Source organism: Evansella sp. AB-rgal1 (assembly GCF_041820985.1).
In the GTDB taxonomy this organism is placed as follows: domain Bacteria; phylum Bacillota; class Bacilli; order Bacillales; family Salisediminibacteriaceae; genus Evansella.
On record NZ_JBGUAU010000027.1, the window covers coordinates 24502 to 44048 of the forward strand.

The following is a 19547-nucleotide window of genomic DNA, read 5'->3' on the forward strand; positions in this document are numbered from 1 at the left end:
GTGATGACGTGAAAAATTGTTATACCACTACTTAAGTTTAGTTTATCGTTCCCTTCACGAGCAAAAATGTTTCTGAAAGGTTCGCTTTCGCTCTGATCGTTCCTTTCTCGAGCGAAAAAGTTTCTGAAAGGTTCGCTCTCGCTCTGATCGTTCCCTTCTCGAGCGAAAATGTTTCTGAAAGGTTCGCTTTCTCTCTGATCGTTCCCTTCTCGAGCGAAAAGCCTTCTGAAAGGTTCGCTCTCGCTCTGATCGTTCCTTTCACGAGCAAAAATGTTTCTGAAAGGTTCGCTTTCTCTCTGGTCGTTCCTTTCTCGAGCGAAAATCCTTCTGAAAGGTTCGCTCTCGCTCTGATCGTTCCCTTCTCGAGCGAAAAGCCTTCTGAAAGGTTCGCTTTCGCTCTGATCGTTCCCTTCACGAGCGAAAATGTTTCTGAAAGGTTCGCTTTCGCTCTGATCGTTCCCTTCACGAGCGAAAAGCCTTCTGAAAGGTTCGCTCTCGCTCTGATCGTTCCTTTCACGAGCAAAAATGTTTCTGAAAGGTTCGCTCTCGCTCTGATCGCTCCCTTCACGAGCGAAAAGCCTTCTGAAAGGTTCGCTTTCGCTCTGATCGTTCCCTTCACGAGTGAAAATGTTTCTGAAAGGTTCGCGCTCTCTCTGATCGTTCCCTTCACGAGTGAAAATGTTTCTGAAAGGTTCGCGCTCTCTCTGATCGTTCCTTTCACGAGCAAAAATGTTTCTGAAAGGTTCGCGCTCTCTCTGATCGTTCCTTTCACGAGCAAAAATGTTTCTGAAAGGTTCGCGCTCTCTCTGATCGTTCCTTTCACGAGCGAAAATCCTTCTGAAAGGTTCGCTTTCGCCATAAAAACATTAACGACACTTCATATTTCGGCTAGAATTTCAGAATAGGTCTCCTTGTTAACGAACTCTCCCTCGCCTTTTTCGACTAAAACGAAAACAAGCTAAGCACACCTTACACTTAGCTTGTTTTTCATTAAAATCTCTTCAACACTCTTATCTTTTCTTTTTCTTCCCTTTATTTCGTTTACTGCTCGGGGCATTTTCGAAGAACTTTTTCTTCTTTTTCTTCTTTGCTCCACCTGTGTTTTTGTCTTTTGATTCTTCACCCTTTGGTGGTTTGGCACCAAGCTTCATCCCTTTTGCCTCGTTGCCCTTCCTTCTAGATGGGCGTTTTCCACCTTCAATAACACGAGGACGATCCACTTTTCTCTCACGGCGAGCTTTCATTCCCACTACTTCAAAATCAATAATTCGCTCGTCCACATTTACGTTAATTAAACGAACTTCGATTTCATCACCAATACGGAACACATTTCCTGTACGTTCCCCGATCATAGCGTATTGCTTTTCATCATAGTGATAATAATCATCCGTTAAATAACTTACGTGAACAAGACCTTCAATTGTATTTGGAAGCTCAACGAAGATACCAAAGTTCGTTACACCACTAATAATTCCATCAAATTCTTGTCCCACTTTGTCTTCCATATATTGAACCTTTTTCAGCTCATCTGTTTCACGACTTGCATCTTCTGCACGACGTTCCATTTCAGAGGAATGCTTAGCAATTTCGTATAGCTTCTCTCCCCATTTTTCACGAGTCGGCTCATCTGTTTTCCCTTCAATTAAATACGTTCGAATCAAACGGTGAACGATTAAGTCAGGATAACGACGAATCGGCGATGTGAAATGAGTATAGAAATCTGCTGAAAGTCCGAAATGCCCCACATTCTCTGGATCATACTTCGCTTGTTTCATAGAACGAAGCATGACCGTACTAATGACTGCTTCCTCCGGCTCCCCCTTCACTTGCTCCAGAAGCTCTTGTAACGCACGAGGATGGACTGTATTAGCGGATCCCTTTACAACATATCCAAAGTTCGTAATGAACTCGAGAAATCTGTTTAGCTTCTCTTCATCAGGATCCTCATGGATACGATACATGAACGGTACCTTCATCCAATGAAAATGCTCCGCAATCGTTTCGTTCGCTGCAAGCATAAATTCTTCAATTAATCGCTCTGCTACCGAACGCTCTCTCATGACGATGTCTGTTGGTACACCTTCTTCGTTTACTAACACTTTTGCTTCTTTGAAATCGAAGTCGATTGCACCTCTAGCCATACGCTTGTTACGAAGGATTTCTGCAAGCTCTGCCATGCCTTGGAAAAATGGAATGAGACTCTCGTAACGTTTGGTTACCTCTTCATCTTCTTCTTGAAGAATTTTGCGAACATCTGTATATGTCATTCGTTCTGTAGTATTAATGACACTTTGAAAAATCTCATGATTCACTAGTTCACCTTTTGGTGAAAACTCCATTTCACAAGATAACGTAAGTCGATCAACTTGTGGATTCAAGGAACAAATCCCATTAGACAATCTATGTGGAATCATCGGAATAACGCGGTCCACTAGATAGCAGCTTGTCGCTCTCTCTGCGGCTTCCTTATCAATGGGAGAATCTTCTTTTACATAGTAAGAAACATCTGCGATATGAACTCCTAATAAATAGTTACCATTCTCTAGTTTTTTCACCTGAACAGCATCATCTAAGTCCTTCGCATCAGCACCATCAATGGTTACAATTGTTTCTTCTCTCAAATCACGTCGGTTGACAATTTCACTAGGATCAATTTCATTTGGTACAGAGTTTGCGTGATCCAATGTTTCTTGATCAAATTCTCCAGGAAGTCCGTGTTTATAAATAACGGATAAAATATCGACACCTGGGTCATTTTTATGTCCTAACACCTCTAGGACTTCCCCTTCGGCACTCATTCTTCCTTCTGGATACTTTACTATTTCTACAAGAACCTTATGACCGTCTACAGCTCCGCCCTCTTTATTTTTCGGAATAAAAATATCATTAGGAATTCGCTTATCATCAGGGATTACAAACCCGTAGTGTTTATCATCCACATATGTACCTACGGTAGTTTTCACCCCGCGTTCTAAAATCCGAATGATCGCACCTTCTGGCCTAGCACCGGAGGACCCTGGGTGAAGACGAACTAATACTGTATCGTTATTCATTGCCCCATTCATTTCAGCTCCTGCGATATAAACATCATCATGACCTTCCTCCGTTTTTACAAAAGCAAAGCCTTTTGGATGCATGATGACAGAGCCACGTAAAAGGTTCATCTTATCAGGGATTCCGTACCGATTACTACGCGTTCGAACGATCTTCCCTGAGTCTTCTAATTCATTTAACATTTTCACGAACTCTTTAAATTGACTCGAGTCCTTTAAACCCATCGCTTCTTCTAACTCGCTAATGGATAATGGCTTTTCTGCTTCATCTTTCATGTAAGTCAGTAACCTATCTTTTGTCATTTCACTCATTTGTAACACTCCTTTCTAAGTAGGTAATCTGGTATTAGTTAATCCCAATCTAATGTTTCTAAAAAATGGTAGACATCTTCATGTAATTGCTCTTTTTCTTTATCCAAAGTGATAACGTGGCCTGATTCCTCATACCACTTAATTTCTTTCTGATCAGATTGGATTTCTTCATGAATAATATTTGCACTCTCTGTATCAATCATTTGATCTTTTCTTGCTTGAACCACAAGAGTTGGTGCATAAATCATGTCTACATTGGACCGCACTTCTTCATTATGCTTTTGTAACGATTGCAGTAATTCATCTAATTCTGGGCCTTCAAACTCTTCCATCTCTCGTTCTATTTGCTCTTTTGGCAATTTCTCATGATGCTTATATTTTTTGGCATACGCTAAAACTCCCGCATGCAAACGTCGCAGATCTCGTTTTATCGAAATAGGTGCACACATCGGTATTATTCCCTTTACTGGTAGTGTGTACCCTACTCTTAGAGAAAATACACCCCCAAGAGAAAGTCCTCCCACTGCAATTTTTTCATAGCCTAGATCCTTTAAATGCTGGTAGCCTTCTAAAACGTCCTCCCACCACTCGTCTGGACTATATTTCAACAGTTCTTCTGGTGGAACTGCATGACCCTTATATTGTGGTGCATGCGATGTATATCCTTTCTTCTCAAGATATCTGCCGAGCATCCTCACGTCTGCTGAGTTCCCTGTAAAACCATGTAACAGTAATATTGCTCGATCTCCTTCTGCTTCAAATGTAAATGGCTTCGGTTGCGTAATCTTCATCATTCTATCCTTCTCCTCTTAATTTTAGTAGTACTAGGTTGATTGTAGTGATTGTATTACCTATATTTTAAGGGGCTTATTTATTTTAGAAAATCATGTCCTCACAGTTCGTGCTGAACTTGTGATATCTTAACACCTTTCTGTGCGATTCTCACGTTTTCTGTGCGATCTTAACAGGTATTGGCACATTAGTTCTTTACAGAGATTATTTCATTCATAAAGCTTAAATAAAACATGCCCACCTTGATAGGAAGGCACACTGTATGTATTGTATAAAGATGAAATCAAGTTTTTAAAAACTCGTCAATACGTTGTAACAATGCATCTTTATCCTCACCAAACCATATGTAATGCTTTGCTTTCGGGAAGTAATAAAGTTTCTTCTCTTCGGATTGAATTTGCTCATGAATAAACTCAGCACTTTTTCTTGCAGGAACTAGTCCATCGTTTTCCCCTTGAATAATCAATGTGGGTATTCTTACATTACGTAAGTGCTTCCGAAGTTGCCGAATCATCAAAGCAAATTCTTTTGTTGCAAGAAGCGGTGTATCTTTTATTTTTTGACGATAAAACGAGTACATATGATCATCCACTAGTTCTCCACGTAACCCTTCTAACACCCAACCTTTTGCCTCTTGGAAAATTTGTTTTGGGTTTAGATAATAGGCGGACGCACTAATAAGTACTAGTCTTTCAACTGGATAGTTTGCGGCAATAAAACTAGCGATCATACCTCCCATAGAAAAACCGATAACATACACTTTTTCGCAACGATGTAACAACTCTTCTACAGCTACTTTCGCTGCATATATCCAATGTTTGTATGTAACTCCTCTTAGCCCGTCCTTTGTTCCATGACCTGGTAATGTCGGACTATACACTAGCCATTGTTTTTTTGTTAGATGGGAAGTTATGGCCTCCATTTCGGAAGGAGTGCCAGTAAATCCATGTAAACATAGGCAACCGATCATAGGAATCACATCCATTCTATCATAGTGAAAGAAACTGTCACGTTACTTGCTCATATATCTATTCTATTTTATTTTCCCTTAAGTATTAGTTTTTAATCTCCCCTGATAATACACGTATCAAGTGGAGTTAAACTATCAAGTATTAACATCTTTGTTGGCTTGTATTCCATTCGCTCCAGCCTGCTCGCTTTCCTAGGGGAATTTGTCGAGAAGTTGATGTTTCTTAAAACATCTTATAACGCATTTTGATTCCCCATGGTGCAATTTTTTCACTTGCATGGAAGTCTACAACGAAAAAAGTAGCAAGCGTTTTGCCTGCTACTTGTATGTTCTCTATTACATGAAAAAAGCAACTAATATTGTTAAAATAAAGAATAATGCTCCTAGAATAGCTGTGGCTTTGGTTAACACAGCTTCTAATCCACGTGCTTTTTGCTTTCCTACAATTTGTTCAGCACCACCAGAAATAGCTCCTGATAATCCTGCACTACGACCGGATTGTAAAACTACAACCGTGATTAATAATAGGGAAACGATTACTAATAAAACTGAAGTTAATGTTAGTAGCAAACTCTACACCTCCAAACAGACAATTAAACCTTCTTAAAATATAGCATGAAAAGTAGGACAAAGCAATATGAACTTGTCCTTGGAATTATTACTTGATGATACTATTATATAACGGTTTTATTTGCAGTTTTAGCTTCTACTCGATGGGCTAACGGTCTTTAAACCCGCGTTAATTACCATTTCAGCTTGTTTCGAACGGCAAAATGGTTTTTAAACTCACGTTTATTTACCTTTTCAGATTCTTTCTAAAAGGGAAAAAGGTCTTTAAACTCGCTTTATTTACCTTTTCAGATTCTTTCATCGATGCAGCAAAAATTAGAAATAGGATTCCCGTTGCTACCTTCTTCCCGCTCCTTCGGGAATTGAAGTGGACTTTCAATTCCCGTTGCTACCTTCTTCCCGCTCCTTCGGGAATTGAAGTGGACTTTCACTTCCCATTGCTACCTTCTTCCCGCTCCTTCGGGAATTGAAGTGGACTTTCACTTCCCGTTGCTACCTTCTTCCCGCTCCTTCGGGAATTGAAGTGGACTTTCACTTCCCGTTGCTACCTTCTTCCTGCTCCTTTGGGAATTGAAGTGGACTTTCAATTCCCGTTGCTACCTGCTTCCTGCTCCTTTGGGAATTGAAGTGGACTTTCAATTCCCGTTGCTACCTTCTTCCCGCTCCTTCGGGAATTGAAGTGGACTTTCAATTCACGTTGCTACCTTCTTCCCGCTCCTTCGGGAATTGAAGTGGACTTTCACTTCCCGTTGCTACCTTCTTCCCGCTCCTTCAGGAATTGAAGTGGACTTTCACTTCCCGTTGCTACCTTCTTCCCGCTCCTTCGGGAATTGAGTGGACTTTCAATTCCCGTTGCTACCTTCTTCCCGCTCCTTCGGGAATTGAAGTGGACTTTCACTTCCCGTTGCTACCTTCTTCCCGCTCCTTCGGGAATTGAAGTGGACTTTCAATTCCCGTTACTACCTTCTTCCCGCTCCTTCGGGAATTGAAGTGGACTTTCAATTCCCGTTGCTATCTTCTTCCCGCTCCTTTGGGAATTGAAGTGGACTTTCAATTCCCGTTGCTACCTACTTCCCGCTCCTTTGGGAATTGAAGTGGACTTTCAATTCCCGAAGGAGAGAGTTTAAGAAGTAAATCAAAACCCGGCAATCATCAGATTACCGGGTCCACTTTAATTCAAACAATTGTTAAAGATTTTTTAAGTTATAGAATGCAGATTTACCAGCATATTTTCCGATGAATTGTAGCTCATCTTCAATACGTAGTAATTGGTTGTATTTCGCAACACGGTCTGTACGTGAAGGAGCACCAGTTTTGATTTGACCAGCGTTAGTCGCAACAGCGATGTCAGCGATTGTGCTATCTTCTGTTTCACCAGAACGGTGAGAGATAACTGCAGTGTAACCAGCACGCTTCGCCATTTCGATTGCGTCAAATGTTTCTGTAAGAGTACCGATTTGGTTAACTTTGATTAAGATAGAGTTACCAATTCCTTGTTCGATACCTTGGGAAAGCTTCGCAGTGTTTGTAACGAATAAGTCGTCACCTACTAATTGAACTTTTCCACCAAGACGCTCAGTTAATAATTTGAAACCTTCCCAGTCGTTTTCGTCTAAGCCGTCTTCGATAGAAACGATTGGGTATTTGTTGCAAAGCTCTTCATAGAAATCAACCATTTCAGCAGAAGTTTTTACAACACCTTCACCTTTAAGGTTATATTTACCATCTTTGTAAAGCTCAGAAGCAGCTACGTCCATTGCAAGAAGAACTTCTTCTCCAGGCTTGTAACCAGCTTTTTCAATCGCTTCAATGATTGTAGAAAGAGCTTCTTCGTTTGAACCAAGGTTAGGAGCAAAACCACCTTCGTCACCTACAGCAGTATTGTAACCTTTTCCTTTTAATACGCTCTTTAAGTTATGGAAGATTTCAGCACCCATACGTAGTGCATCTTGGAATGTTTCAGCTCCAACAGGCATTACCATGAATTCTTGAATGTCTACGTTGTTGTCCGCATGCTCTCCACCGTTGATGATGTTCATCATTGGAGTTGGAAGAGTTTTTGCGTTGAATCCACCAAGGTAAACGTAAAGTGGTAATCCAAGAGAATCAGCAGCAGCACGAGCTACCGCCATAGAAACACCAAGGATTGCGTTAGCACCTAATTTACCTTTGTTTTCTGTACCATCTAAATCTATCATTAATTGGTCAATCCCAACTTGATCAAGTGCATCAAAGCCAACAAGTTCAGGTGCGATAACTTCGTTTACGTTAGCAACAGCCTTCGTAACACCTTTCCCCATCCACTCGTCTCCACCGTCACGAAGCTCAACTGCTTCGTATTCACCAGTAGAAGCACCACTTGGTACCATTGCGCGACCGAAACCGCCATCTTCAAGATATACTTCTACTTCTACTGTTGGGTTACCACGAGAATCTAATACTTGACGTGCATAAACATCAGAAATTATTGTCATGTTAGAAACACTCCTTTTTTTTTGAAAAAACTCAATTTATTGGATAAATATCATTTAAATAGTATCTACTATTTGTTTAAAAACAGTCGTATATTTTTAAAGTTTTAGTAAATTTTTCTTATTTTTTAATAAGAGACTTTCCAGTCATTTCAGCAGGTTGCTCTACACCACTAATCTCTAGCATTGTTGGTGCTAAATCACCCAAAATCCCATCCGTACGGATTTCAATAGACTTATCTGTCACAATTACAGGAACTGGATTTGTAGTATGAGCTGTCATTGGTGAACCATCTTCATTTGCGATCATATCTGCATTTCCATGGTCTGCAGTAATAATTGCATTTCCACCTTTTTCAAGGATCAGGTCCACAATTTTTCCTAAGCACTCATCTACAACTTCAATCGCTTTTACTGTTGGCTCTAGCTTACCAGAATGACCAACCATATCTGGGTTAGCAAAGTTTAACACGATCACATCATGAACATCTTTGTTGATCTCCGCTAATAATGCATCAGTTACTTCATACGCACTCATTTCAGGCTGAAGATCATATGTTGCAACTTTTGGTGAGTCAATAAGAACTCTTTCTTCACCTGGAAACGGTTCTTCGCGTCCACCACTAAAGAAGAACGTTACATGTGGATACTTTTCTGTTTCCGCAATACGAAGCTGCTTTAATCCAGCATTAGAAACAACTTCACCCATTGTGTTATCTAAGTTTGCTGGTTCAAATGCTACATAGCCTTCTACTGTTTCACTAAAGTGAGTCAAACATACATAGTGTAAGTTTTTCGGGAAAGCTTCTCCACGATCAAATCCTACAAATTCTTTGTTTGTGAAAACTTGAGACATTTGAATTGCACGGTCAGGACGGAAGTTGAAGAAGATTACTGCATCTTCGTCTTGAATTGTAGCTCTCGGTGTCTCACCGTCGGCTTCAGTGATAACAGTCGGTAAAACGAACTCATCATGAATGTCATTTTTATAGGAATCCTCAAGCGCTTCTACAGGACTTGTGTATTTCAAACCTTCTCCATATACCATAGAGCGATATGATTTTTCCACACGATCCCAACGCTTGTCTCGGTCCATTGCGTAGTAACGACCTTGAATAGTAGCGATTTGACCTACTCCAAGTTCTTGTAGCTTCTCTTCTGTTTGACGAATAAACGCTTCTGCAGATGTAGGACCAACATCTCGTCCATCTAAAAAGCCATGAATGAATACCTTCTCAATGCCTTCACTTTTCGCAAGTTCTAGAAGAGCGAACATATGTTGAATGTGACTATGAATTCCACCGTCAGATAGAAGTCCATAGAGATGAAGGTTTGTTCCCTTCTCTTTCACATGCTTCATTGCATTTAAGAATGTTTCGTTCTTAAAAAAGTCACCTTCGCGAATCGCTAAATTAACACGTGTAAGACTTTGATATACAATACGACCTGCACCAATATTTAAATGTCCTACTTCTGAGTTACCCATTTGTCCATCTGGTAAACCCACCGCTTCACCACTTGCTGTTAAAGTAGCATGTGGAAATTCATTCCAATAGCGATCGAAGTTAGGCTTTTTCGCATGTGCCACAGCGTTTCCTTGTGTTACATCACGAAGGGCAAAGCCGTCTAAAATAATAAGAGCATTAGGTTTCTTACTCATTTCCTGCCTCCACAAGTTGTAAATAAGATGCTGCTTCTAAGCTTGCACCACCAACAAGTGCTCCATCAATATCAGATTGATCTAAAAGCTCTTTAATGTTAGCTGGTTTTACGCTTCCGCCGTATTGAATACGGATAGCTTCCGCAGCTTCTTCAGAAACAATTTCTTTCACTACTTGGCGAATAACGCCACAAGTTTCGTTAGCATCTTCAGATGAAGCTGTTTTACCTGTACCAATTGCCCAAATTGGCTCATATGCAATGACAGATTGCTTTACTTGGTCTTCCGTAAAACCTTGTAATGCAGCTGTTACTTGTTTCGTAACAACATCAGACGTTTGATTTGCTTCACGCTCTTCCAACGTTTCACCTACACAAATAATGGGAGTTAAATCATGTTGGAATGCAGCAAGTGCTTTTTGATTTACACCTTTATCTGTTTCAGCGAACAATTCACGACGTTCAGAGTGACCAATAATAACATATTTCACTCCTATGTCTTTTAATGCAACTGGGCTAGTTTCGCCTGTAAAAGCACCACTTTCCTCAAAATGCATATTTTGTGCCCCTATAGCTAAGTCTGAGCCTTCCGCAGCACTTACAAGAGCATCAAGGAATAAATCCGGTGCACAAACAACGGACTCAATAACATCCTTTGAAGGTACAGCTCCCTTCACTTCATTGATGAAGTCAAGAGCTTCTCCTTTTGTTTTGTTCATCTTCCAGTTACCTGCAATAATTGGCTTACGCATCTAGGTGCCTCCTTTTTTTTGAAAAAAATATTGTTATAAAACCAGGGGAAATTCGTAACGATCCACTACAAACTTTTTAAATAAAAAGAATTATTTATCGTTAAGAGCAACTACTCCAGGAAGTTCTTTCCCTTCCATGAATTCTAAGGAAGCTCCTCCACCTGTAGAAATGTGGTCCATGTTTTCAGCAAAACCAAATTTTTCAACAGCTGCAGCAGAGTCTCCACCACCGATAACTGTATATGCATCTTGTGCGTCAGCAAGGGCTTTTGCAACAGAAATTGTTCCGTTAGCAAATGGCTCTAGTTCAAATACACCCATTGGTCCATTCCAAATTACTAATTTAGAATTTAGAATTACATCACGGTAAGTATCAATTGTTTTCGGTCCTATGTCTAATGCTTCCCAGTCAGCAGGAATGCTGTCAATATCTACAACCTGTGTATTAGCATCTGCACCAAATTTATCTGCAACAATACCATCCACTGGCATATAGAATTTAACGCCTTTTTCTTCTGCTTTTGCCATGAATTCTTTTGCTAATTCAATTTTATCTTCTTCTAAAAGTGATTTACCAATTTCATGGCCTTGAGCCTTAATGAACGTATAAGCTAATCCGCCACCGATGATTAAGTTATCTACTTTGTCTAATAGATTGTCAATTACACCGATTTTGTCTTTTACTTTTGCTCCACCGATGATAGCTGTGAAAGGTCTTTCTGGATTTAAAAGTGCTTTTCCAAGAACTTCTAATTCTTTCTCCATTAAGAAACCACCAACAGCAGGAATGTGGTGTGCAATACCTTCCGTAGAAGCATGGGCACGGTGTGCAGCTCCAAATGCATCGTTTACATAAACATCTGCTAGTGCAGCAAATTGTTTTGCAAGCTCAGGGTCGTTCTTTTCTTCCCCTTTTTCAAAACGAACGTTTTCAAGTAAAAGTACGTCACCTTCACTTAATGCTTCGATTTTACTTTGAGGCTCATCACCAAATACTTCATCCGTTTTTACAACTGTTTTACCAAGTAATTCACTTAGACGCTCTGCAACAGCAGTTAAACGAAGTTCTTCTACTACTTCCCCTTTAGGACGTCCTAAATGGCTTGCAAGAATAACCTTCGCACCTTGCTCTGCTAAATGCTGAATTGTTGGTAACGCAGCACGAATTCGTGTATCATCCGTAACTTTCCCATTACTCATTGGTACGTTAAAGTCTACACGGCAAAATACTCGTTTCCCTTTAACTTCAATATCTCTAACTGACTTCTTGTTCATGAACCGTTCCTCCTTATACATTTTGCATAACTAAATGGAATGGAATGATATTTCAACAACAAATGAAAGAGGAGAACAGGATACAACGCTGTCTCCTCTTTCTATTACATTTTAAAAATTGTTAGGAATTAAAGACCTTTTTTCGCAATAAAGTTAACAAGGTCTACAACACGGTGAGAGTAACCAGACTCGTTATCGTACCAAGAAATTACTTTAACCATGTTACCTTCCATAACCATTGTAGATAGAGCATCTACAGTAGAAGAAGATGGGTTACCATTGTAGTCACCAGAAACTAATGGCTCTTCACTGTAAGCAAGAACTCCTTTAAGCGGTCCTTCCGCAGCTTCTTTAAGAGCAGCGTTTACTTCTTCAACAGTTACATCTTTATCTAATTCTGCTACAAGGTCAACTAAAGAAACGTTAGGAGTTGGAACACGCATAGCTCCACCGTTTAATTTCCCTTTTAATTCAGGAAGTACTAATGCAACAGCTTTTGCAGCACCTGTAGTTGTAGGAATGATGTTTTCTGCAGCAGCACGAGCACGACGTAAATCTTTATGTGGTAAGTCTAAGATTTGTTGGTCATTTGTATAAGAGTGAACAGTCGTCATCATACCACGACGAATTCCGAAGCTATCGTTTAATACTTTTGCGAATGGAGCTAAGCAGTTCGTAGTACAAGATGCGTTAGAGATAACATGGTGGTTAGCTGCATCGTACTTGTCTTCGTTAACACCCATAACAATTGTGATATCTTCTTCAGATGCTGGAGCTGAGATTACTACTTTTTTCGCTCCGCCTTCTAAATGTTTCGCAGCATCTGCACGAGCAGTGAAACGTCCAGTAGATTCAACAACTACTTCTACACCAAGGTCTCCCCATGGAAGTTGTGCTGGATCACGCTCAGCGATAACTTTGATTTCTTTTCCGTTAACAACTAAGTTGTCGCCAGAAACTTCAACTGTAGCATCTAATTTCCCGTGCACAGAGTCATACTTAAGTAAGTGTGCAAGTGTGTTAGCATCAGTTAAGTCGTTAACTGCCACTACTTCTACCTCAGGGTTATTTAGGGCCGCACGGAAAACCACGCGTCCAATACGTCCAAATCCATTAATACCAACTTTTGTAGCCATGTTTAAATTTCCTCCTTTTAGTAAAAAACAATAATTCTATATTAAAGGGAAACATGATAGTTATCCCTCGAATAAATAAGTAAAATACCTTATCTAAGCATACAGTATTTCCAATTATTCGTATTACATGTCCTATTATCCATTTAAAAATAGAAATAAACTTAATTTTTTTGCAAGATAGATTTTGCTGCTCCTTCATCGGTGACAAGTACCTGAGAAGATCCATTCTTCATGTATGCCTGTATTGCCATACCTTTTGAAGAACCACCTGCAACCGCAATAATATGCGGAATAGTGTTTAAATCCTCCAATTGTAATCCGATTGTTAGTACTTTATGTATAATGTCTCCTGATTTATCGAAATAGTATCCAAAAGCTTCAGCAACAGCTTTTTCTTCTTTAAGTTTATTTATAACTAATTCAGAAGAATTTCTTCTTTCTGCCATTACATTCGCTTCACCAATACCATGAACAACCATATTTGCAGATCGTATTAAGTGAAGAATTTCTTTAATGGAAGGCTCCTCAATCAAAGATTGGTACGCTTCTTTGCTCAATTGATCAGGTACATGCAATAATCGATAGTTACCCATTGCTTTTCTTGCCATTGTTGCACAAATGGTATTCGCTTGGTTCTCTACTTGTTCACCAAGTCCACCTCTAGCTGGAACAAAGAGTGCTTCCTTTAAATCAGTATCTGGAACCATCATTTCTGCTACCGCAGCGATGGATGCTCCTCCTGTAACTGCAATGGTGTTCCCTCTAGTTGATAGCTTTTTTTTCATTAATGAAACGCACATACGCCCCATTTCTTTCGTCACCCATGGATAAATATCACTATCTCCGGGAACGATATAGATCTCTTTCAATTTAAGGAGATCTTTTAATTCGGATTCCATCGATCGAATATCAAAAATTTCCTTCATCATGTCTTCTAACTGTGTAAGCAAAATATTACCTTCCTCTGTCAAGGTCATACCAGAGGATTCAACATGAATGAGACCTTGCTCTTTTAGAAAAGTAACTTCGCTACGAAGTGTCCTTTCTGACATTTCTAGGTTTTGAGATAACATTCTTCTACCGATTGGCTGCATTAATCGAATAAAACGCAGTACTCGGTATCTCATTCCTAGAACTTTCACTAAATCAGGTAACAATTTTTTCTGTAGTTCCAAAAGCATTCTCATGTAAAAAGCTCCTTTATGTCGACTCCACAACCGGGTCTTTGTAAGTCCCTCGTAGACGTATTATGTCCCGCTTGCTCCAAAAAAAAATATCATTTCTTTGAACAACAATCTGGATAAGAATTCTTTTGAACTTCCAGATTTATTGTAACAAGGAAATGATTGTCTAGCAAGCACTAACATGTGAACATTTTGTTGAGAATTTGTTCTAATTGTAAATTACTGATGATTCCTTCATCTAATACAATCCCCTCCGCATCCTCAATAACCGGGATACGTATCTGGTACGTTTCAAGCCACTCATCAGACGTATAGATATCGCGCTCCTGAATTTCAAAATTATATTTTTTTTGTAAATCTTTCAAAATCATTAGGCCTTTATCACATAAAGGACAACCATTTTTGGTGTAAAAATAAAGTGTGGTCATTGTTAGCTTTAACTCCTTTTAAATAATAGTAGAACTATATCTTGTTTCAGTAAAGAACGTGCAAACGAAAATTGGACCAGGTTGAAAATTTACTAACATCAACTATATTTGGAATGAGCGAATGCCCGCAGAACTCCAGTGGGAAGCAGAGTAAAGGCAAGCCACCTTAGCGACGTAGTCGTGAAGGTGGTTCGGCAACTCCCCACAGGAAAGGAGTGGACAGAAGCGAATGGAATTAAAGCCAACATAGTTAGCATTCTCTCTATTCAACACCCTTTTATCAGAGTACATAAACTAATAACGTTTCCTCTGAGAAGAAGCCGGAATATGCATTTCCTCACGATACTTTGCAACCGTCCTTCTAGAAATCACAATTCCAAACTCACGCTTTAATAGATCAGATAGTCTCTGATCCGATAACGGTTTTTGCTTCTCTTCATTATCCACTAATCGTCTTAAGTATATTTTTACTTTCTCCGAAGAATTCGATTCTCCTGTTTCTTTCCCTACGGCAGAAGAAAAAAAGTATTTTAATTCAAACACTCCCCTACTTGTTTGAACATACTTCTTTGTCGTTGCTCGAGAAACAGTAGATTCGTGAACATGTATGGTATCTGCCACTTGCTTCAACGTAAGTGGCAGAAAATGAGTTGGACCATGTTCTAAAAAATCTGTTTGGTATTCAACAATTGCTTTTGTAACATGTAATAATGTCTGTTGTCTTTGTTCAATACTTTTTTTTATCCATTGAAATTGTTCATATTTTTGCTTCATATATTGATTAACTTCCGAATCTCCCTCTTTCATTAATGCTTCGTATCGAGAATTCATCGTCATTTTAGGCATATACTCATCATTTAGTTCAACGATATAGTTGCCCTTTATTTTTTTCACAGTTACATCAGGAACGATATATTTAGCTGGTTCATTATGAAAAAAGGAACCTGGCTTTGGATTAAGTGTTTGGATAAAATCAGAAATATATTGTATTTCTTCAATATCCACATGGACTTTTTTTGCTATTTGTTTAAATTGCTTTTTTGCTAGTTCATCTAAATGAAACTCAACCACTTTTTCAGCTAACAAATCCCGTATCCCTAATTTTTTCAACTGAATGAGAAGACACTCCTGTAATGACCTTGCGCCTACTCCATATGGTTCAAGGCTCTGTAACGCCTTAATTGCCTCTTCAATAATATATATAGGTTCTTTCATATCTTCAGAGATTTCCTCTGAGCTTTGTTTTAAGTACCCATTTTCATCTACAGATAGTGCGATATAGGTGACAATCCTTCGTATAGTATTATCTATATCTAGAAACCTTATTTGATTTAATAAAAAATCCTGTAATCCTTCATCCTCTGCACTTACTTGATCTAGTACCGAGAAAGATTCTTCGTGTTCGGTGTTACGAATGGTATATTCATGAGAAAATGTAGGCTTTTCAAAATTGCTCTGTTCAAGCTCGTCGAGGTGCTTTTCCTTCAATTCAATTAGTGGATTCTCTAATTGCTGCTCATGTAAATATTGATTTAAGTCTAAAACAGAGTACTGTAATATGGTAATTGCCTGACGTAGTTCATTTGTCATAACAAGTTTCATAGACTGCTGTTGATATAAACCAAAATCCATATTCATTCCAACACCTCCTTACGTGTTATTATACAGTAATACATAGTGTTATTGCCTTACATCTGTTTGAAAATGTAACATGATTGTTTCTTATTCACTTATAAATTTCAATGACACCCCCTAAAATGTATACGCTTACAAAGATTGTATTATATCTAAAAAAATAAAACTATTTATTTTTGCCAATGAAATTAACCATTTTTTCTTGTGAATACTTTTTAGAAGCATATTTTTACAATCATTTTCTGTTGTGGATAAAGCTAACGATACTTCAGATCACTCTGGAAAGCGAGTAAATAGCAACATACAAAGTTATTAAGATTAGACGTTCATGTAAGTGAACACAGGTACCGGGTTTACTTCAGAGGTGCAAAACAGAAAAACGCAGGTAATTTCACACGCTAAATCGTACAACTCTCACAACCGAAATCAAAGTAGATTCGCATATTAATTACGGCACGAAGAACTTCATCGATCAGTCTCTTATCCGTTTGTTCAAATCATTCTATATTTATTATTCATGGCCCCACTTGGACCAATGAGGGAATCAGCAACATGGGTTATTTAATAAGGGGAGAAACTTCCCTTAATTAGAAAATGACACCGAAAACAGCTAAAATAGAAGGAGAATTTCCGGCTATTTACTTAATAAACATGAGAATTTGAGTATTTTGGCATATTAACCGGAAAACCTTCCCTTATTTCCCCCATACCAAGCTATATTCTGACTTTTAAAGGAAAATTCTCCTCTTATTTTAAGTGTTTTTGGATAATTCACATGGCAAATCACATCGAAATCACAAGAAGGAAATATTTATTTCCGCCTATGTGAAAAGGGTTGTGAATTACTTTGTGATTTCAAATCCATTTAGTAATAAAACTCTAATATAAAAATAAAAAAATGTGTTTTTACTTGTGAATGGCTTATTTGCACCTCTGAAGTAAACTCGTTAATTTTCAGGAGATAATTTACATTTTAATAGCTTTGTCTGCAGAAGTTATTAATTTTAAAAAGACGTTTGAAATAACGTAATTTAGGCTATCATGAAAGAGTCGAAGAAAAACATTTTTTTCTGATACATATTATTTGACCTTCATTGACCAATAATATATGATATGGTTAAAATAGCATTCATGAAAGTCTAATTTACGCATATTTTTAAATTAGATAAAGGAGGAGTACTAAATGAATTTAGTCCCAACAGTAATTGAACAAACAAATCGTGGAGAGCGCGCATACGATATTTATTCCAGACTTTTAAAGGATCGTATTATCATGCTCGGATCAGCTATTGATGACAATGTAGCAAACTCTATTGTAGCACAGCTATTATTTTTAGCAGCAGATGACCCTGACAAGGATATCTCTCTTTATATTAACAGTCCAGGGGGATCTATCACTGCAGGTATGGCAATTTATGATACAATGCAGTTCATTAAGCCAAAAGTACAAACAATTTGTATTGGTATGGCGGCTTCCATGGGTGCATTTTTATTATCTGCAGGTGAACCTGGTAAACGTTTTGCTTTACCGAACAGTGAGGTAATGATTCATCAACCATTAGGCGGTGCTCAAGGTCAAGCAACTGACATTGAAATCCATGCAAGACGTATCGTAGAAATGAAGAAGAAATTAAACCAAATCCTTTCTGAGCGTACTGGTCAACCAATTGAAGTAATTGAGCGAGATACAGAGCGAGATAACTTCATGACTGCTGAAGCAGCGAAAAATTACGGTTTAATTGATGAAGTAATGGAAAAACGCGCTGAATAAAGTGTGATACATGATTAAGAAAGCTTGGGGTAGAAATTACCTCAAGCTTTTTTCGTGATCGAAGAAAGAGTGAGAGGACCTGAAAGCTACCTAAAAGAGAAAACTTCGCCTCCACTTATGGATACTTATCACTAACCAAGAAAAGGTAGATCAAAAATTCAAATAAATTTTCGTCTACCTTTTTATGATATATGAAGTATGATTTCAAAAAGCTTTACATACAGTTATTAGTTTTCTTTACTTACAAATGTAATAAGTGTTTCCATTGCGGCTTCCTCATCATTTCCTTCGATGGAAAGTGTAATCTCCTTATTTGCACTAATAGCTAGACTCATGATCCCCATAATACTTTTTGCATTCACTTTTTTTCCATCTTTTTCAATAAAGATTTCTGAATGAAAGCGATTTGCTTCTTGAACAAATAATGCTGCAGGACGAGCTTGTAAACCACTTTTTTTCTTTACAACAACATTCTTTTCAATCATTTGTATTCCTCCCTTTTTATATATATATCTTTTTGTAGCATTCCTTCTATTTAATAGTGAAATAAAACGCTTCCACTCTGGTTACAAATGAAAGAGGAGGATTTATACATTCTCTCCTGCTCTCATTTTATTTGCAAACTCATCTATTTTTCGTAATCGATGATTGATTCCTGATTTACTCACTTTTCCACTAGACACCATTTCCCCTAATTCCTTTAAAGTAACATCTTGATGCTCTAATCGAAGTACTGCTATTTCTCTTAATTTTTCAGGCAATACCTCGAGGCCTAATTCCTGTTTAATATATCGAATATTTTCAACTTGTCGAATAGCTGCTCCTACGGTTTTGTTTAAATTAGCCGTCTCACAGTTCACTAAACGATTAACTGAATTTCGCATATCTTTCATAATTCGTACGTCTTCAAATCGAAGTAGTGCTTGATGTGCTCCTATAATATTTAAGAACTCACTGATTTTTTCTCCTTCTTTTAAGTAGAGAATGTAACCTTTTTTCCGCTCTAATATTTTAGCATTTAAGTGGAAATAATTCATTAATTCACACATCGATTCATTGTGTTCTTCATAGAAGGAAAAAATCTCTAGATGATAAGAAGATGTTTCAGGATGATTTACAGAGCCACCTGCTAAAAAAGCTCCTCGAAGATAAGCTCGTTTACAACATTCATTTTTAATCAATGAAGGAGATATTTTTCTTGTAAAAACAAAGCTGTCATCAACTATTTTAAGTTGTTCTAAGATGAACCTTGCTTCTTTCGTAATTCTTACTACATATACATTGTTTTTCTTCAATCTCATTTTTTTACGAACAAGAAGTTCCACATGCACTACAAACAACTTTTTAATTAGAGTATAAATTCGTCTCGCGATGGCGGCATTCTCTGTTTGAATGTCCAAAGCAATTTCCATATTTCTGATAGAAATAGAGCCATTCATTCGAATAAGTGCTGCTAATTCAGATTTCGTACAGCAATCCTCAATTTCTAGTTGTGTTAATTCTTTTTTTGTCATGGAAGCAAAAGACACATGCCTCACC

Annotated in this window: 16 protein-coding genes; 1 reads left to right on the plus strand and 15 read right to left on the minus strand. The window is 38.2% G+C overall.

The features are described from left to right. Window positions 1-37: 37 nt before the first annotated feature. From ACERII_RS19735 to rpoN, 13 genes are all read right to left on the minus strand, one after another. A complete protein-coding gene (locus ACERII_RS19735) occupies window positions 38-823 on the minus strand; it encodes a hypothetical protein (RefSeq protein ID WP_373644599.1) in 786 nt (261 codons plus the stop codon). A gap of 187 nt (window positions 824-1010) precedes the next feature. Further along, complete coding sequence (rnr, locus tag ACERII_RS19740) at window positions 1011-3365, minus strand: ribonuclease R (protein WP_373644601.1); 2355 nt, start codon at window positions 3363-3365, stop codon at window positions 1011-1013. A 38-nt stretch (window positions 3366-3403) separates the two neighbouring features. Further along, the gene (locus ACERII_RS19745; RefSeq protein WP_373644602.1) at window positions 3404-4159 is read right to left on the minus strand and encodes an alpha/beta hydrolase; all 756 of its coding nucleotides are present in this window, start codon (window positions 4157-4159) and stop codon (window positions 3404-3406) included. Between the two features lie 281 nt (window positions 4160-4440). Then, window positions 4441-5127: an alpha/beta hydrolase gene (locus ACERII_RS19750; RefSeq protein WP_373644603.1), complete on the minus strand. Its 687-nt coding sequence runs from the start codon at window positions 5125-5127 to the stop codon at window positions 4441-4443. 336 nt (window positions 5128-5463) lie between these two features. Beyond that, window positions 5464-5697, minus strand: coding sequence for a preprotein translocase subunit SecG (secG, locus tag ACERII_RS19755; RefSeq protein ID WP_373644604.1), 234 nt, complete (start codon window positions 5695-5697; stop codon window positions 5464-5466). 1187 nt (window positions 5698-6884) lie between these two features. After that, window positions 6885-8171, minus strand: a complete 1287-nt coding sequence (gene eno, locus ACERII_RS19760; RefSeq protein ID WP_373644605.1) for a phosphopyruvate hydratase — start codon at window positions 8169-8171, stop codon at window positions 6885-6887. 118 nt (window positions 8172-8289) lie between these two features. Further along, window positions 8290-9828 (minus strand): 2,3-bisphosphoglycerate-independent phosphoglycerate mutase, encoded by a 1539-nt coding sequence (gene gpmI / locus ACERII_RS19765; protein ID WP_373644606.1) that lies wholly within the window; start codon window positions 9826-9828, stop codon window positions 8290-8292. After that, window positions 9821-10579, minus strand: coding sequence for a triose-phosphate isomerase (gene tpiA / locus ACERII_RS19770; RefSeq protein WP_373644608.1), 759 nt, complete (start codon window positions 10577-10579; stop codon window positions 9821-9823). Before tpiA ends, gpmI begins: the two co-directional genes overlap by 8 nt. Before the next feature lie 90 nt (window positions 10580-10669). After that, window positions 10670-11854, minus strand: a complete 1185-nt coding sequence (locus ACERII_RS19775) for a phosphoglycerate kinase (protein WP_373644609.1) — start codon at window positions 11852-11854, stop codon at window positions 10670-10672. A gap of 128 nt (window positions 11855-11982) precedes the next feature. Next, entirely contained in the window at window positions 11983-12990 is a 1008-nt protein-coding gene (gap, locus tag ACERII_RS19780) for a type I glyceraldehyde-3-phosphate dehydrogenase (RefSeq protein ID WP_373644610.1), read from the minus strand. A gap of 161 nt (window positions 12991-13151) precedes the next feature. Beyond that, window positions 13152-14177, minus strand: coding sequence for a sugar-binding transcriptional regulator (locus ACERII_RS19785; protein WP_373644611.1), 1026 nt, complete (start codon window positions 14175-14177; stop codon window positions 13152-13154). Between the two features lie 173 nt (window positions 14178-14350). After that, on the minus strand, window positions 14351-14602 hold the full coding sequence (locus tag ACERII_RS19790; RefSeq protein ID WP_373644612.1) for a glutaredoxin family protein: 252 nt from the start codon (window positions 14600-14602) through the stop codon (window positions 14351-14353). A 294-nt stretch (window positions 14603-14896) separates the two neighbouring features. Continuing rightward, complete coding sequence (gene rpoN / locus ACERII_RS19795; RefSeq protein ID WP_373644613.1) at window positions 14897-16240, minus strand: RNA polymerase factor sigma-54; 1344 nt, start codon at window positions 16238-16240, stop codon at window positions 14897-14899. 1180 nt (window positions 16241-17420) lie between these two features. Here rpoN and clpP point away from each other — a divergent pair. Next, a complete protein-coding gene (clpP, locus tag ACERII_RS19800; protein ID WP_373644614.1) occupies window positions 17421-18008 on the plus strand; it encodes an ATP-dependent Clp endopeptidase proteolytic subunit ClpP in 588 nt (195 codons plus the stop codon). Between the two features lie 227 nt (window positions 18009-18235). On the opposite strand, the gene ACERII_RS19805 is transcribed toward clpP, so the two are convergent. Continuing rightward, window positions 18236-18493 carry an HPr family phosphocarrier protein gene (locus ACERII_RS19805; protein WP_373644616.1) on the minus strand — a complete coding sequence of 86 codons (258 nt, stop codon included), beginning with the start codon at window positions 18491-18493 and terminating at the stop codon, window positions 18236-18238. Between the two features lie 102 nt (window positions 18494-18595). Beyond that, window positions 18596-19537 (minus strand): DNA-binding protein WhiA, encoded by a 942-nt coding sequence (whiA, locus tag ACERII_RS19810; RefSeq protein WP_373644618.1) that lies wholly within the window; start codon window positions 19535-19537, stop codon window positions 18596-18598. Between the last annotated feature and the right edge of the window lie 10 nt (window positions 19538-19547).

Coding starts and splice junctions, on each gene's coding strand:
- rnr (WP_373644601.1), bottom strand. CDS start 3,365: ATGAGTGAAATGACAAAAGATAGGTTACTGACTTACATGAAAGATGAA.
- ACERII_RS19745 (WP_373644602.1), bottom strand. CDS start 4,159: ATGATGAAGATTACGCAACCGAAGCCATTTACATTTGAAGCAGAAGGA.
- ACERII_RS19750 (WP_373644603.1), bottom strand. CDS start 5,127: ATGATCGGTTGCCTATGTTTACATGGATTTACTGGCACTCCTTCCGAA.
- eno (WP_373644605.1), bottom strand. CDS start 8,171: ATGACAATAATTTCTGATGTTTATGCACGTCAAGTATTAGATTCTCGT.
- gpmI (WP_373644606.1), bottom strand. CDS start 9,828: ATGAGTAAGAAACCTAATGCTCTTATTATTTTAGACGGCTTTGCCCTT.
- tpiA (WP_373644608.1), bottom strand. CDS start 10,579: ATGCGTAAGCCAATTATTGCAGGTAACTGGAAGATGAACAAAACAAAA.
- ACERII_RS19775 (WP_373644609.1), bottom strand. CDS start 11,854: ATGAACAAGAAGTCAGTTAGAGATATTGAAGTTAAAGGGAAACGAGTA.
- gap (WP_373644610.1), bottom strand. CDS start 12,990: ATGGCTACAAAAGTTGGTATTAATGGATTTGGACGTATTGGACGCGTG.
- ACERII_RS19785 (WP_373644611.1), bottom strand. CDS start 14,177: ATGAGAATGCTTTTGGAACTACAGAAAAAATTGTTACCTGATTTAGTG.
- ACERII_RS19790 (WP_373644612.1), bottom strand. CDS start 14,602: ATGACCACACTTTATTTTTACACCAAAAATGGTTGTCCTTTATGTGAT.
- rpoN (WP_373644613.1), bottom strand. CDS start 16,240: ATGAATATGGATTTTGGTTTATATCAACAGCAGTCTATGAAACTTGTT.
- clpP (WP_373644614.1), top strand. CDS start 17,421: ATGAATTTAGTCCCAACAGTAATTGAACAAACAAATCGTGGAGAGCGC.
- ACERII_RS19805 (WP_373644616.1), bottom strand. CDS start 18,493: ATGATTGAAAAGAATGTTGTTGTAAAGAAAAAAAGTGGTTTACAAGCT.